This window comes from Brachybacterium sp. Marseille-Q7125, assembly GCF_023062615.1.
Classification (GTDB): domain Bacteria; phylum Actinomycetota; class Actinomycetes; order Actinomycetales; family Dermabacteraceae; genus Brachybacterium.
Genome location: NZ_JALLAL010000007.1, coordinates 40,681 through 54,204 on the forward strand (window position 1 = coordinate 40,681; position 13,524 = coordinate 54,204).

General features: G+C 68.2%; 13 protein-coding genes and 1 tRNA gene. 4 read left to right on the forward strand and 10 right to left on the reverse strand.

Annotated elements, in window-relative coordinates; translation table 11 throughout:
• The first annotated feature begins 16 nt into the window (after positions 1–16).
• Positions 17–670, forward strand: a complete 654-nt coding sequence (locus MU407_RS03325) for a TIGR03085 family metal-binding protein (protein WP_246955327.1) — start codon at positions 17–19, stop codon at positions 668–670.
• Positions 671–807: 137 nt separating this feature from the next.
• On the opposite strand, the gene MU407_RS03330 is transcribed toward MU407_RS03325, so the two are convergent.
• A complete protein-coding gene (locus MU407_RS03330; protein ID WP_246955329.1) occupies positions 808–1,821 on the reverse strand; it encodes a methyltransferase in 1,014 nt (337 codons plus the stop codon).
• A gap of 92 nt (positions 1,822–1,913) precedes the next feature.
• Here MU407_RS03330 and MU407_RS03335 point away from each other — a divergent pair, with 92 nt between their 5' ends.
• A complete protein-coding gene (locus MU407_RS03335) occupies positions 1,914–2,705 on the forward strand; it encodes a ParA family protein (protein WP_246955330.1) in 792 nt (263 codons plus the stop codon).
• Between the two features lie 152 nt (positions 2,706–2,857).
• Here the strand turns inward: MU407_RS03335 and MU407_RS03340 are convergent, their stop codons facing one another.
• The 7 genes from MU407_RS03340 to MU407_RS03370 form a co-directional block, all read right to left on the reverse strand.
• Positions 2,858–3,442: a MerR family transcriptional regulator gene (locus MU407_RS03340; RefSeq protein WP_102235970.1), complete on the reverse strand. Its 585-nt coding sequence runs from the start codon at positions 3,440–3,442 to the stop codon at positions 2,858–2,860.
• Positions 3,443–3,605: 163 nt separating this feature from the next.
• On the reverse strand, positions 3,606–4,295 hold the full coding sequence (locus MU407_RS03345; RefSeq protein WP_102235969.1) for a MerR family transcriptional regulator: 690 nt from the start codon (positions 4,293–4,295) through the stop codon (positions 3,606–3,608).
• 4 nt (positions 4,296–4,299) lie between these two features.
• On the reverse strand, positions 4,300–4,743 hold the full coding sequence (locus MU407_RS03350) for an FHA domain-containing protein (protein ID WP_246955333.1): 444 nt from the start codon (positions 4,741–4,743) through the stop codon (positions 4,300–4,302).
• Positions 4,744–4,870: 127 nt separating this feature from the next.
• On the reverse strand, positions 4,871–5,623 hold the full coding sequence (locus MU407_RS03355; protein WP_246955335.1) for a DUF881 domain-containing protein: 753 nt from the start codon (positions 5,621–5,623) through the stop codon (positions 4,871–4,873).
• Positions 5,620–5,952, reverse strand: coding sequence for a small basic family protein (locus MU407_RS03360; protein ID WP_246955338.1), 333 nt, complete (start codon positions 5,950–5,952; stop codon positions 5,620–5,622). The genes MU407_RS03355 and MU407_RS03360 overlap by 4 nt, the downstream gene beginning before the upstream one ends.
• The gene (locus MU407_RS03365) at positions 5,949–6,863 is read right to left on the reverse strand and encodes a DUF881 domain-containing protein (protein ID WP_246955340.1); all 915 of its coding nucleotides are present in this window, start codon (positions 6,861–6,863) and stop codon (positions 5,949–5,951) included. Before MU407_RS03365 ends, MU407_RS03360 begins: the two co-directional genes overlap by 4 nt.
• A 70-nt stretch (positions 6,864–6,933) precedes the next feature.
• The gene (locus MU407_RS03370) at positions 6,934–7,761 is read right to left on the reverse strand and encodes a class I SAM-dependent methyltransferase (protein WP_246955342.1); all 828 of its coding nucleotides are present in this window, start codon (positions 7,759–7,761) and stop codon (positions 6,934–6,936) included.
• A 183-nt stretch (positions 7,762–7,944) separates the two neighbouring features.
• Here MU407_RS03370 and MU407_RS03375 point away from each other — a divergent pair.
• Positions 7,945–8,018 (forward strand) — tRNA-Pro (locus tag MU407_RS03375).
• Between the two features lie 321 nt (positions 8,019–8,339).
• On the opposite strand, the gene MU407_RS03380 is transcribed toward MU407_RS03375, so the two are convergent.
• Positions 8,340–9,266, reverse strand: coding sequence for an integrase core domain-containing protein (locus MU407_RS03380; RefSeq protein ID WP_246955344.1), 927 nt, complete (start codon positions 9,264–9,266; stop codon positions 8,340–8,342).
• Positions 9,267–9,789: 523 nt separating this feature from the next.
• Here MU407_RS03380 and MU407_RS03385 point away from each other — a divergent pair.
• Positions 9,790–12,585 carry a DNA methyltransferase gene (locus MU407_RS03385; protein ID WP_246955346.1) on the forward strand — a complete coding sequence of 932 codons (2,796 nt, stop codon included), beginning with the start codon at positions 9,790–9,792 and terminating at the stop codon, positions 12,583–12,585.
• A 252-nt stretch (positions 12,586–12,837) separates the two neighbouring features.
• On the opposite strand, the gene MU407_RS03390 is transcribed toward MU407_RS03385, so the two are convergent.
• A complete protein-coding gene (locus tag MU407_RS03390) occupies positions 12,838–13,446 on the reverse strand; it encodes a MarR family transcriptional regulator (RefSeq protein ID WP_102235963.1) in 609 nt (202 codons plus the stop codon).
• Positions 13,447–13,524 lie beyond the last annotated feature (78 nt).

A 13,524-nucleotide genomic window follows, 5' to 3' on the forward strand; every position in this document is an offset into this window, starting at 1 on the left:
GGATCACGAACCGACCATGCACCAGCACGAACCTACAGAGCTCCAGGAGGAACCGACGGAGCGCCAGCAGATCGCTGACTCGTTCGAGCAGCTCGGCCCCGAGGCGCCGACGATCCTGCCGGGCTGGGGTGCGAGCGAGCTGCTCGAGCATCTGCTGCTGCGTGAGCGGCATGCCCTGGCGCTCGCCGGCTCTCTTGTGCCCGGGCCGCTGACCGGCTTCGCGCTGCAGCGCCGTCGGCGGCAGCTGGCGGAGCTGTCCTTCAGCGAACGGGTGCAGCTGCTGCGCGAGGGCCCCGGGCCCCTCTCCCCCACCGGGCGGATCGATCAGCTCACCGGGGATGGGGAGCTGCTGATCCACCACGAGGATCTGCGACGCGCGCAGGGCGGCTGGGAGCCGCGCCGCCTATCTGCTCGGCGCAGCGCCGACGTGTGGCGGACGGTCCGGCGGATGGCGCCGGTCATGGCGCATATCCCGGCTCAGGTGACGCTCATCTCTCCGCTTGGCGGGCTGCGTCTGGGATCCCGCTGGCGGGACGGGTCGCTGCGGGTGCACGGGGACGTGATGGAGCTGCTGCTGTGGGTCAGCGGGCGCGATGAGGTCGCGCGGGTGCGCATCCACGGGGATCCGGTGGGTCTGCAGGCGCTCACGGAGGGCCGACGGGGAGCGTGAGAGTCTGGGCATTCCGCGGCGGCTGGAGCTGCTGAGAGCTCGGGCGGCTCAGCGGTCGCGGGCACGCCCGGAGCGGCACGGGCGCGTTCTGTGCCGCACAGGCGTTCAAGCCGAGCCTCACAAACGCATACGGCACCTCACGGGCGCTCGAGCAGGAACAGCCGGGGATGGTGGCCCTTCTGGAAGAAGCGGTGCTCGCGGAGCGGCTGCCACCCGGCGGCGCGTTCCTCGAGCACCCGGTGCATGCGGGTGATCTCGTGCGTGAGCACCCCCAGGCGCGCGGTCGGGGCGGCCAGCTGCGCGGCGCGCTCGAGCAGATCCGCGAGCAGATCTTCATTCGTGGCGTGCTCACCGTGCAGCGTTCCCCAGGGCGGGTTCGTCACCAGGCGCGTGAAACCACCCTCGAGCGGCACCTCGCGCACGTCGCCCTCGATCCAGTCGATCCGGCCCTTGCGCCGAGCGGCGCGCTGATGGGTCCGGGCGGCATCGAGCGCCGCCGCCTCCAGGTCCACGCCGACCGCCCGGGCCGGGGCCACCTGGTGCAGCTGCTCGATGAGGAACGTCCCCGAGCCGCAGGTCAGGTCCAGCAGGTCATCGTCGGAGCCCACCTGCAGCAGATCCAGAACCGTTGCGGCGATGGTGGCGTTGACCGCGCCCGGGTAGTTCACGGTCCGCCAGTGCCTGGTCGCGAGCGGCCGCGGCGTGGTGCGCAGCAGCACCTGCCAGGTATCACCCGTCGGCCCGCGGCGAACGCGCGCCACCAGGTCCCCGTCATCGGGATCCTGAGGGATACCAGCCCGATCGGCGAGGGCTGCGGCGAGGCGCTGCATGTCCGGGGTGTCCGCCCCGGCGGCCTCCAGGCGCAGGCCGTGGAAGCGCTGGCGGGGGCGCTGCCGGGCGATGTCCTGCAGAATCTCTCCCAGACGCAGCTGCACGGAGGTCTCCAGCAGCTCCCGGGGGCGCCTGGCCGGAATGCTCAGAGTGCTGTACGCGGCGACGACGCGGCGTAGGGTGCGCAGCGCGTCGAGGTCCTCCGCGCTGAGTGTGAGTTCGGTGGGGCCGATGCTCTGCGCCGGTCCGAGCTGCTCCGCTTCGGTGAGGGCGCTGTCTCCGCAGCCGTCAAGCACCTCGAGCACCAGGTCGTGGCGCATCGTCCCTCCGTTCCGGGGGCTGCCGGGCCCCGCGTGGGCACCCTATCGTCACGTCGGTCCGGCGAGGTCCCCGGGGTCGGTAGACTCGCGGTGTGTTCATCGTGAGTGTGTGTTCTCTCAAGGGCGGGGTCGGCAAGACGTCCGTCACCCTGGGCCTGGCGTCCGCTGCGCTGCACCAGGAGGTGAACACCCTGGTGATCGACCTGGACCCGCAGGGCGATTCGACCCTCGGTCTGATGGGCGAGCCGGCCACGGGCCTGGATCTCGCTGAGGTGCTCTCCTCGCCGCGCACCGAGACCGTGGATCGCGCGATCCAATCCACCCCGTGGGCGGATGATGCGGCGAGCCACCTGGACATCATTCCCGGCAGCGGGCGCTCGGCGGTGCTGGACTCCCCCACCCCCACCACGAAGGAGCTGCTGCGCCTGCGCCAGGCACTGGATAAGCGCACGCACCAGTACGACCTCGTGATCATCGACTGCCCGCCGTCGTTGAATGGGCTGACGCAGACGGCGCTGGCCGCCTCGGACCGGTCGCTGGTCGTCTCGGAGCCCGGCTTCTTCGCCGTCACCGCGGCGGATCGGGCGCTCAAGCTGACCCGGGAGATGCGGGAGGACGGCATTGCGCCGCGCCTGCTGCCGCTGGGAATCGTCGTCAACCGGTACCGGCCGCGGTCGGTCGAGCACCAGTACCGTCTGGCGGAGCTGCGGGAGCTGTTCGGCGATGCCGTGCTGGAGCCGGTGATCGAGGAGCGCGTGGGCCTGCAGCAGGCGCAGGGCGGCGCCGTTCCCCTGCACCGCTACGAGGGGGCATCGGGCAAGCGGCTCACCGCGGACTTCGATGCGTTGCTGCGCACGGTGCTGGACTCGCGACAGCACTCCTGAGGTGGCGTCGCGGCACCAGACACGGCACCACGCAGACGCGGCGCCGCCCAGGCACGCCGCCACCCAGGCGCGGCGCCGACAACATCGACAACAGCGACGCGGCCCGTCCCTTCCCCGGGACGGGCCGCGTCGTCGAGTGATGCGGGTGGTGCTCAGCCGGCCTGGCGGGAGCGGCGGCGGGCGGCGAGCTCGTCCTGCAACGCCAGGGCGGCGTCATCGGCCGGGTTGACGCCGGGCAGGGACAGCAGGTCGTTCTCGACCTCGCGCCACACGCGACCCACGGCGATGCCGAACACGCCCTGGCCGCCCTGGACCAGGTCGAAGACGTCTTCGGCGGAGGTGCATTCGTAGACGGAGGCGCCATCGCTCATGAGGGTGATCGCGGCGAGGTCATCGATGCCGCGCTCGCGCAGTGCGCCGACGGCGACACGGATCTGCTGCAGGGACACGCCCGTGTCGAGCAGACGCTTGACGACCTTCAGCACGAGGATGTCGCGGAAGCCGTACAGGCGCTGGCTGCCGGAGCCATGGGCGGCGCGGACGCTCGGCTCCACCAGGCCGGTGCGTGCCCAGTAGTCGAGCTGGCGGTAGGTGATGCCCGCGGCCTTGCAGGCGGCGGGGCCGCGGTAGCCGAGCTCGCCGGGGGTGTCCACGACATCGTCGAAGAGCACACCCTGTGCGGGTTCCGCGGGCACAGTGGACTGCTCGGTGCGTTCGTCACCGCGAGTGGTGTTCACAGCTACCTCCGGGTCTGGGCTCTCCGAGGGGGAAGGATGAGAGCACTCAGGCCAGGGTAGCGCGCGCAGGCAGGCGCGGGGGCGCGGCACGCCCACTGAAGGTCACGGACAGATGACGGGCAGGCAGCTTGACACCGGATCCTCCGGGACGGCGCGCGGCGGGTCAGGGCTGTCGCAGCGTGGTGCGCAGTAGTGCGGCATGCAGGGAGTTCATCGATTCGGCGAGGTCACGCGCGAGGTCCTCCGCCTCCCCGCGGGCCGCAGCGTCACCGGAACGGCTGCGCGGCCGGGCCACCGAGCGGATCATATGGGCCTCGCGCTCCGCGGAGGTGCGCACCATCACCAGATGCCGGGGATGCAGCCCGACGTCGGCCAGCGCGCGAGCCGCCCGCACGATCTCCAGCTCGGCCGCGCCGTAGAAGAGGGCATCGGCCTGAAGCATCCCGAACTGTTCGAGCTCGGTGAGGAAATCATCCTCCACGGCGGCCTCACGCAGCAGACCGCGCCGGTCCAACCTTACAGGCTGCAGGGTGGCGCTGGGGCCGGGACGGGAGGCGATCGAGGTGACCTCGCTGTCCACGCCGTGCTCGAGCAGATGCTCCTTGATGACCTTGAGCGGCCAGAAGCGATCCCGCTGGGCCCGCAGCACGAACTGCAGGCGCTCCACGTCCTCGCGCGAGTACTTGCGGTAGCCCGATGGGGTGCGCGAGGGCTGGATCAGGCCCTCGGACTCCAGGTAGTGGAGCTTGGAGTGCGCGAGGTCGGGGAACTCATCGCGCAGCAGCTGCAGCACCTGGCCGATGCTCAGCCGGGCACCACCGGCCGCGCTCTGCCGCGAGGCGGATGCCGCCACCGGCTCAGGCCGTCCCGTGGAACGGGTGGTACGTCAGCCGGTACTTGCCGATCTGGACATCCTGACCGGACTCCAGGCGAGCCTCAACCACGCGCTCACCGTGCACATAGGTGCCGTTGAGGGAGCCCAGGTCCCGCACGACGAAGCCCTCGCCATCGCGCACGAAGGCGGCATGCTTGCGAGAGACCGTCACGTCATCGAGGAAGATCTCGCTCTTGGGGTGCCGCCCGGCCACGGTGGTGTCGGAGTCCAGGAGGAACCGTGCGCCCAGGTTCGGGCCCTTGCGCACGATCAGCAGGGCGGTGCGCGGGGGGAGGTTGTCGATGGCGCGGTGATCCTGCGCCGACAGGCTCGGCTCCTGCTCCTCCAGCGGGTCGCTGGGGGAGATCGCGCTGAGCTTCGACGTGTGGTCGAGATTCGCGTCGTTCCACTCGGTGTTGTCTGCCACCGCGCACCCCTTTCCTTCATCGCCACGCGCCCGGGTCATCCTCACCGCGGGGTCGAGCCCCTCTATCCTCGCATGTCGGGCCCGGGCATTGGTCCCTCAACAGCGAGGACAGGCCAAGCCTTGACGATCATTTGACCGGGCTGGCGTGCTCTGGTTCCTGGGGAGTCACCACGGCGTCGATCTGGATCTCCTCCTCGGCCGCCACGGCGAGGGTCCCCCCGTCGGAGGCCACGGAGTCCGCGGCGCCACCTGGGATGCGCAGGGCGGGCTCCATCACGGCCGGATCGCCGATGGCGAGCACCGTGTACGGCGATGCGATAGCGACCCCATCCACCAGCAGCGCGCCATCCGGTGAGGTGGTGATGGAGGTCGAGGCGATCACCCGGACCTCGCCGATCTGGATCACCTCCGCACCGGCATTGCGCAGCTCCTGCACGACACCCAGCAGCGTTGAGGCCTTCACGGCCCGCTCGGGGTCCGCGATGGAGACCATCACGCCGCGGCCCTGGGCGGGCACTGTGCCGGCGAGGATCTCGAGATCGTCCAGGCGTTTGCGAGCGGCCTCGCGGGCGGCCACGGCCCCTTCGTCATCGCTCTGCAGGGTGCGCAAGGTGCGGTCGAGCTCCGCATTCTCCACCTCGAGGTCGGAGACGTGCCGACCGGACTCGTCCAGCAATCGCACGAGCTCCTGCTGGGAGACCCCTTCGAGGGAGTCATCATCCTGACTGACCTGCACCGCGAACGTCATCCCGAGCAGCAGGCAGAGGATTCCCACGATGGCCTGCGACCAGTTCGCGCGCGGCGCCAGGGTGCCGCGCAGGCGCCGCCACACCAGCCGCTGCTGTTCCCGGTCCGCCGGGATCCGCGTCCCGTCGCTCATGACCGGAACAGCTGTCGGCGGATCGCCGCAGCGTTGGAGAAGATGCGGATGCCCAGCACTACGATCACGGCGGTGGACAGCTGCGGTCCCACCCCCAGCTGGTCGCCGAGGAACACCAGGAATGCTGCGATGAGGACGTTGAACAGGAACGAGGTGATGAACACGTGCGCGTCGAAGGCGCCGTCCAGGCTCGCGCGCAGACCCCCGGCCAAAGTGTCGAGGGCGGCGACCACGGCGATCGGCAGGTACGGCTGCAGGTAGACCGGTACATCCGGCTGCAGCCAGATGCCGAGCAGCACACCCAGCACCAATCCGATGATGGCGATCACGAGGGGTCCTCCTGAGTCTGGTCGGGGGCGGGCTGATCCCCGGCCTCCGGGACCCGCGCAGCTTCGCGCAGCGTCCCGATGGGGCGGGCGGGAACGGTCAGCTGGTCCGGTGTCTCCCAGCTGACGGAGATGCCGTAGCGGGTGGTGAGCTCATCGAAGTACGCGCCCGCTTCGCCGGCGGTGAAGGCCTCCTGCAGCGCGGTTGGGTCGCCGAGGGCGGTGATGCGGTACGGCGGGGATAAGGGGCGGAAGTCCACGAGGATCGCGGACCCTGCGGTGCGGATCGCGCTCGTGGCAGAGATCCGCTGGCCGTTGACTGCGATCGCTTCCGCCCCCGCTGCCCACAGGCCGTTCACCGCGACCTGCACATCGGCGTCCATGACGCGATTGATCACCCCGGAGCCGGAGGCTGAGGGCAGCGGTGCGGAGTCCTCGAGCACGAGGACGGCGCCGGGGCCTTCCATGGCGACGGCCGCGCCGGAGCCCTCGGCCTCGGCGAGTCGTTCGGCGGAACCGGAGTCCTCCCGTTCGAGCACGGTCTGCTGGTGCTCAGCGATCTGCCCTTCGAGCTCTTCCTGCAGCGTCTCGAGCTCCGCCACCTCGGCGCGGCTGTCGCGCACTTCCTGCTCGAGCAGGGCCCGCGGCCCATCGGCGGAGGTGGCCTCGGCCCGCAGATCGGCCACCGCGATGACGACGGTGAATCCCAGGGCGATGGCCAGCAGCAACGTCACCGTGCGAGTAGCGGGCGTGTCCGGAGGCGTCGGCTCCGCGGCGGGATCGTTCTGCGCGCGCAGCGGATCGACCTGGTAGGGGTCGGCGGTGAGGGCGCGCAGCAGCGACGTCGGCGAGTACGGCGTCTCACCGTGCAATGTGGTCCGCGTCGGCCGCGACCTCCACCCAGATGCGCGCATACCAGCAGACTAGGCCGGGATGCGCAGCAGCGTGGGTCGAACCGCGGGCAGAGGTCCACGCCGCCGGACATCACACCTGCGGGACATCGAGGTCCTCCCCAAGCAGCATCGAGAAGTCCGTGCGCCCTTCATCGGGCGCCTGCGGCGCCCGGGCCAGGATCTGGAAGCGGGACAGCGTTGCGGTGAGCGGGCCGTGCCGCATCTGTTCATGGAGGGATTCGAGGACTTCGCGGTGGCGGTCGACATCAAGGTCCGCGGGAGCATCCCAGGGCACGCGCCGCAGATAGGCGAGCAGGCTCGCCACATCGTCGAACTCGTAGTGGCCATGGAACGGCTCGGCCCGGTCCACGCGCAGTCCTGCCGCGGTGAGCTCGCGCACCGCGCTCTCAAGGCTCGCCTCCTGTTCGTGCGGCGGCATTCCGAAGGCTGCGCGGATCTCATGGAGGTCATCGGCGCCGACCTGCTGGGTCAGCAGCACGCCGTCGGGCCGCAGGACGCGAGCGATCTCGGCGGGGTCGTAGGGCTCATGCCGCGCGAGGATGAGGTCGAATGCCCCCGCTTCGACCGGCAGCAGCGCGCCGGGCTGGTCGGCGTCATAGCGCACCACCTCGATGCCGAGCGGCGCGAGACGCTCGCGGGCGATGGGGAGGTTCGGCTCCCAGCCTTCCGTGGCGAGTGTGCCGTCGGGCAGCAGCGGGGCCAGCTGCGCGAGCATCTCTCCCCCGCCGGTTCCCAGGTCCAGTACGCGATCCGCCATTGCGGCGAGGTTCTCCACCTGGGTCTCCCAGCGCCAGGGCAGCTGGCCCTCCCGGTAGCCGGTGATGCTCGAGAAGTCCCAGCCCGAGGGCTGCTCGGCGAGAGCGTCCCGCCAGTGCTGCAGTGCGTTCTCGTCGACCATCGGCTCCTCCTGCGGTGGCGTGCGGCGCACGGGATGTGCACCGGGCTCACGAACCTCACTATCGCACCGCGCCCCGCGCCGCTGGGGACGACACAGGTGCCGCAGGTCACGCGCTCGTCGATTCGCTTTTCGCGTCGCTGCGGGGGTAAGGTATCCCCTGGTTCTCCGGCGACGGAGAGTCCGCGGGCTGTGGCGCAGTTTGGTAGCGCACTTGACTGGGGGTCAAGGGGTCGTGGGTTCAAATCCCGCCAGCCCGACGAATGCCCTAGTGAGAACTGGTTTCTGGCTAGGGAATCGTTGTTTTTGAGGTCAATGTGACCGCTAAAGTGACCGCTAGTTCCGAGGTTCTTCCGGCTCGGCCCGGAGCACGGCGGCCGCGTCGACAACGCTCTTGAGTGTCGGCCACGGCGGTGTAGAACTGGCGGTTGACCACCTCGGTGTGACCGAGCAGGCGGATGCGCGCGGCCTCGGGCAGCTTGTCGAACAGCAGGGTGTTGAGGGTGGCCCTCCAAACGTGGCCGCGCTCGTACTTCAGGAGGGGGATCTCCAGTGCCTCGGGGAGGTGCTGGTGTCCCGTATCAAGTTGTTGGCAGGATTATGGGGCCAGCAAAGTTGGGGGTGTCGAGGCTGGCGCGCCCGAGGTGGACGTCCAGGGGCCGGCTCCAGGCGATGGCCTCGTGGGGCCGCACCGTGCTGTACTCCAGCCGGTACTCCTCGGCGTGGCGGGTCAGCTCCAGTGCGCCGTGGATCTCTTCTCGGTAGAGCCGTTCGTACTTGAGGGATCCGAATCCGCGTTCTCGTGAACCGTTCCGCCCGGGAGACTTCACGCGGGTGCGGACGTGACGCAGTTCGGGATGTGACGTGATAAAGTGTTCGAACCGGAACGACCGGAATGGGCCACCGTTGTCAATGATAGTAGTGAGACATGGCTCAATCTCGCCATCGGGCGAGATGTTGCAGGAGTCGATGAATGGCGCTCCGGCCAGCTCTTCATACTCGGCAAGGGCAAGCTCGACCGCTTCGATGGCATCGTGTTGATTGGCGGTCGGTGAGATATGCCAGGGGTATTCGTATTTGCTCCAGTAGTCCCGGCAGTCAGCGATCCGCCAGGTCCCGCCGGTGGTGGTCTCGAACCCGGAGAAGTCCAGCTGCCACACCTGGTTCGCTCCGGTGGGCGTCTCAGCGAACGCCGCTCTCCTGGCGCCTGCCAGGTCGCGTCGGTGCTTCTGGTAGTTGGTGGGCAGCAGGAGGTTCGCGTCCTGCATGATCCGCATGACGGTGGACGCTGAGGCCTGCCCGCCCTCGTATCTGATCATCGCCCAGATCTTCCGATGCCCCCAGGCGGGATGTTTCTGCGCCTTGTCGATGACCATGTCATGGGCGGCATCGCGTACGGGCGTGGGCCACGGACCGCGAACGCTTTCACCGTTCCAGTGGCGAGATTGCCAGCGACGCCAGGTCCGCTCGGGCATGTCGAATAATTCGCAGAACCTCGAGGTTGACATGCCCGCTTCTTGGCGGATCATCTTGAGGCCCTCGAAGGGCCCAGGCGGCCCTCAGCACTTTTCTTTCACACGCGGGCTTCGAGGTGAGCCTCGCCAAGCGCCTGGGTGAGATCCGCTATTTCTTCCTCGAGTTGTTGCTCGCGGCTGCTCGGTTTCGATTTCCCGGCAGCCACGCCAGAGCGCCCTCCTTCGAGGAATTGTCGTTTCCAGTTTCCTACGGACTGCTCGGAGACCTTCGCGCGGGGTAAGGCCCGCAACTAACGGACTCTGCCACACAGTCTGACGCGGGACAGTCGGCGTCGGTGCAGTCGACCCAGCGGCCTACGAGCCTCCCGTTGTTGTAGCAGGCGAGGCACGGGGCCACACGCGGGGCGTGGTGTCGGTGGTCTTGGTCATCATGGAGTCCTCCTGGGTGAACGGGTCTGTTTGTTCCAAGAGGGCTCCCGGCACCGCGTCAGCGGTGCGAGCAGTTGGGGTCGTATGGCTCCGATAGCCTTGAAGTACAAGCGAAACGAGGGTGTTGATGGGTAAGGCGAAGCTCGACAGGCAGGCGCGCAAGAACCGTGCGAGGAAGTTCGCACAGGCGTGGGCGGGTCGCGGCTATGAGAAGGGCGACACCGCCTCGTTCTGGCTGGAGTTGCTGCGCGACGTGGTCGGTATGGAGGACGTGACCACCAACGTGCGGTTCGAGAACCAGACCGACAATCGCGGCTACATCGACGTGACCATCCGCGATGCGAAGACCGTGGTGGAGCAGAAGTCGATCGGCGTCGACCTGGACAAGCCTGAGCTGCGCCAGGGAGAGCTGGTCACCCCGTTCCAGCAGGCTCGCCGGTACGCCAACTCGCTGCGCAACTCGGAGCGGCCGGACACGATCATCGTCTGCAACTTCTCCACGTTCCGCATCCACGACCTCGACCAGTCCAAGCCGGAGCAGAACTATGTCGAGTTCCAGCTGTCGGAGCTGCCCGAGCAGCTGCACCTGCTGGACTTCCTGATCGACCCGCAGCTGGCCCGCCAGAAGCGCGAGGAGCAGGTCTCCCTCGACGCTGGCGCACTGATCGGCAAGGTCTACGACATGGTCCGCGAGCAGTACGTCGACCCCGATTCGGCCGAGTCGAAGCACTCGCTGAACGTGCTGTGCGTGCGGCTGGTGTTCCTGCTGTTCGCCGAGGACGCGGGGCTCTTCCCGAAGAACGCGTTCTACCGCTACCTGAAGTTACTCCCGGCCGAGTACGTGCGCAGCGCGTTGAAGGAGCTGTTCGCCTACCTGAAGACGAAGCCGGAGGACAGGGACCCCTACGCGTCGAACACGTTGAAGGAGTTCCCGTACGTCAACGGCGGGCTGTTCGAGGCCGACGTCGAGGTGCCGCAGTTCACCCAGGAGATCGTGGATGTTCTGCTGGACGAGGTCAGCGACGGCACGAACTGGTCCGAGATCAGCCCGACGGTCTTCGGCGGCGTGTTCGAGTCCACGCTCAACCCGGAGACCAGGCGTTCCGGAGGGATGCACTACACCAGCCCGCAGAACATCCACAGGCTAATCGACCCGCTGTTCCTCGACGCGCTCAAGGCCGAGCTGGATGCGATCCTCCTGGAGGAGGGTGTCGGTGAGACGAAGCGGCGCAACAATCTGCGCAAGTACCACGACAAGCTGGCCTCGCTGGTGTTCTTCGACCCGGCGTGCGGCTCGGGCAACTTCCTGACCGAGACGTACCTGCAGCTGCGCAAGCTGGAGAACAAGGTGCTCTCGGTGCTCCTGAGCGACCAGGGTGTGTTCGGCTTCAAGGAAACGGACTCGCCCCTGAAGGTGAGCCTGAGCCAGTTCCACGGCATCGAGATCAACGACTTCGCGGTCAACGTCGCATCGACGGCACTGTGGATCGCCGAGCTCCAGGCCAACGCCGAGACCTCCTCGATCGTGTACCAGGGGGTCGAGGACCTGCCGCTGACGGACTCGGCCCACATCGTGCTGGGCAACGCGCTGGAGGTCGACTGGACCGAGGTGCTCGACCCGGCCGAGTGCACGTACATCATCGGCAACCCGCCGTTCCGGGGTGCTCGTTACCAGGACTCCGGTCAGAAGGCCGAGCTGGCTGAGGTGTTCGGCGGTGCGCGCAACTCCGGGAACGTGGACTACGTCTCGGGCTGGTTCATGAAGGCCGCGCAGTACATGGGAGATCACCCGATCAGGGCGGCGTTCGTCTCGACGAACTCGATCGCCCAGGGCGAGCAGGTCGCCAACGTGTGGTCGCCGATCTACGACCTGGGCGTGCGGATCGACTTCGCGCACGACACCTTCCGCTGGGTGAGCGACGCGGCCGGGCAGGCAGCGGTGTTCGTGGTCATCGTCGGCTTCTCCAAGCTGGGCGGACCGAAGCGGCTGTACCACTACGTCACCGTCGACGCCGAGCCCGAGCTGGAGCACCCGGCGCAGCTGAACGCCTACCTCAAGGACGCCCCGGACGTGTTCGTGTGGAACCGGAGCAAGCCGCTGAGCGACGTGCCGGAGATCGGGATCGGGAACAAGCCCATCGACGGCGGAAACTACCTGTTCGCGCCGGAGGAGAAGGTGAACTTCCTGGCGCTGGAGCCCGGCGCTGAGAAGTTCTTCAAGCGCTGGTACGGGTCGCAGGAGTTCATCCGTGGTGTCGAGCGCTGGGTGCTGTGGGTCGGGGAAGCTACCCCGGCCGAGCTGGCCAAGCTGCCCGAGACCGTGAAGAGGATCCAGGCGGTGCGCGACTTCAGGGCGAAGAGCAAGAGCGCGCCCACGCGGGCGATTGCCTCGAAGCCGATGCGATTCCACGTAGAGAATCTTCCGACTAGTGAGTCGATCTTGATCCCGAAGGTGTCGTCGGAGCGTCGCAGGTACATTCCGCTGGGCAAGCTTGATGAGGACACTCTGGCCAGCGACCTTGTGTTCTTGGTGCCCGACGCGTCGATGTACCACTTCGGCGTGCTGCACTCGCGGGCCCACAACGCCTGGATGCGCACCGTGGCCGGACGCCTCAAGTCGGACTACCGCTACTCGGGCGGTGTGGTTTACAACAACTTCGTGTGGCCGGACGCGACCGAGGACCAGCAGGCCGAGATCGGTGAGTTTGCCCAGGCGGTGCTCGACGCCCGGGCGAAGTACCCGGACTCCACCATCGCCCAGATGTACGACCCCGACCGCGATTTCATGTTCCCCGAGCTGACGGCTGCCCACGCGGCGCTGGACACCGCCGTGGATGCTGCTTACGGTCTCGAACCGGGGCTGGAGGAGAAGGACATCGTCGCGCACCTGTTCGAGCTCTACAGCGCCGCTGTGGGCGGCTGAGGCTGGTGGCTGAAGTGACCGTAACAGTGACCGCTAGAACAGTGATTCTGAGGGTTCGAGCGGGACTGACCGGTATCCAACCAGAGGCGTAATGCGTTGTCGCTACGCCTGAAACCCTCGCATCCCCGCTCAATCCCTAGATAGTGAAAGGAGGGTCAAGGGGTCGTGGGTTCAAATCCCGCCAGCCCGACGCAAAAGAAGGCCGCTGACCAGTTGAAATACTGGTCGGCGGCCTTTGTCGTCTGGTGCCGCTCAGGGATCCGTGGGCGACGGCGCCGTCGGCCCCTGCGCCCAGTCGACATCGCTCACGTCGAGCAGGCGCGCGAGGTCCAGGAGGAACGCGGTGACGGTCTCGCGCTCGGCAGGGGTCAAGCGACTGACGGCTTCCACCCGTCGGGACTGCACGGCGCCGACGGTCCGCTCCGCGGCCGCGCGGGTGGAGGGACTGATCCGCACTACCACGGTTCGCCGATCCGAGGGGTGCGGCTCACGCGCCACATGGCCAGCCGCCTCGAGGCGGTCCAGAAGCTTGGTGGTCGCTGCGCTCGAAAGCTCCAGGCGCCGCGAGATCGCACCGGGCGTGGCGAGCTGACGGGTGTTCTCGCACATGATGAGGAAGTGCAGGGCGCGCATATCCGTCGAGCCGAGCTGCATGTAGCGCGAGGAGGCTTCGCTGAGCTCGCGTTCGGCGTCCCGCAGCTGCGCCATCGCGCCCATGAGGCGGTCCACGCTCTCGATGTCCTTGGGCCGCAGCCCATGGGCTGCACTCAGCAGGCCCGCCGGGTCACTTCCGCCCAGGGTGTACTCCGCGGGCGCCGTCGGGGCACGGTCCTCATCGGCGCCAGCGGAGGGGGTCATCATGGCGGGATCCTACCCAGGCCTACCAGCCCGGTAAGTTCTCTCGCCGGGAGAGAGACCTATGGGAGACTGGGGCCGCTC

What these genes read in the sequence shown, in the direction of transcription:
- MU407_RS03325 (WP_246955327.1), top strand. Translation starts at nt 17, where the DNA reads ATGCACCAGCACGAACCTACAGAGCTCCAGGAGGAACCGACGGAGCGC.
- MU407_RS03330 (WP_246955329.1), bottom strand. Translation starts at nt 1,821, where the DNA reads ATGCGCCACGACCTGGTGCTCGAGGTGCTTGACGGCTGCGGAGACAGC.
- MU407_RS03380 (WP_246955344.1), bottom strand. Translation starts at nt 9,266, where the DNA reads ATGTCAACCTCGAGGTTCTGCGAATTATTCGACATGCCCGAGCGGACC.
- MU407_RS03370 (WP_246955342.1), bottom strand. Translation starts at nt 7,761, where the DNA reads ATGGTCGACGAGAACGCACTGCAGCACTGGCGGGACGCTCTCGCCGAG.
- MU407_RS03390 (WP_102235963.1), bottom strand. Translation starts at nt 13,446, where the DNA reads ATGATGACCCCCTCCGCTGGCGCCGATGAGGACCGTGCCCCGACGGCG.
- MU407_RS03365 (WP_246955340.1), bottom strand. Translation starts at nt 6,863, where the DNA reads ATGCGCGCATCTGGGTGGAGGTCGCGGCCGACGCGGACCACATTGCAC.
- MU407_RS03355 (WP_246955335.1), bottom strand. Translation starts at nt 5,623, where the DNA reads ATGAGCGACGGGACGCGGATCCCGGCGGACCGGGAACAGCAGCGGCTG.
- MU407_RS03385 (WP_246955346.1), top strand. Translation starts at nt 9,790, where the DNA reads ATGGGTAAGGCGAAGCTCGACAGGCAGGCGCGCAAGAACCGTGCGAGG.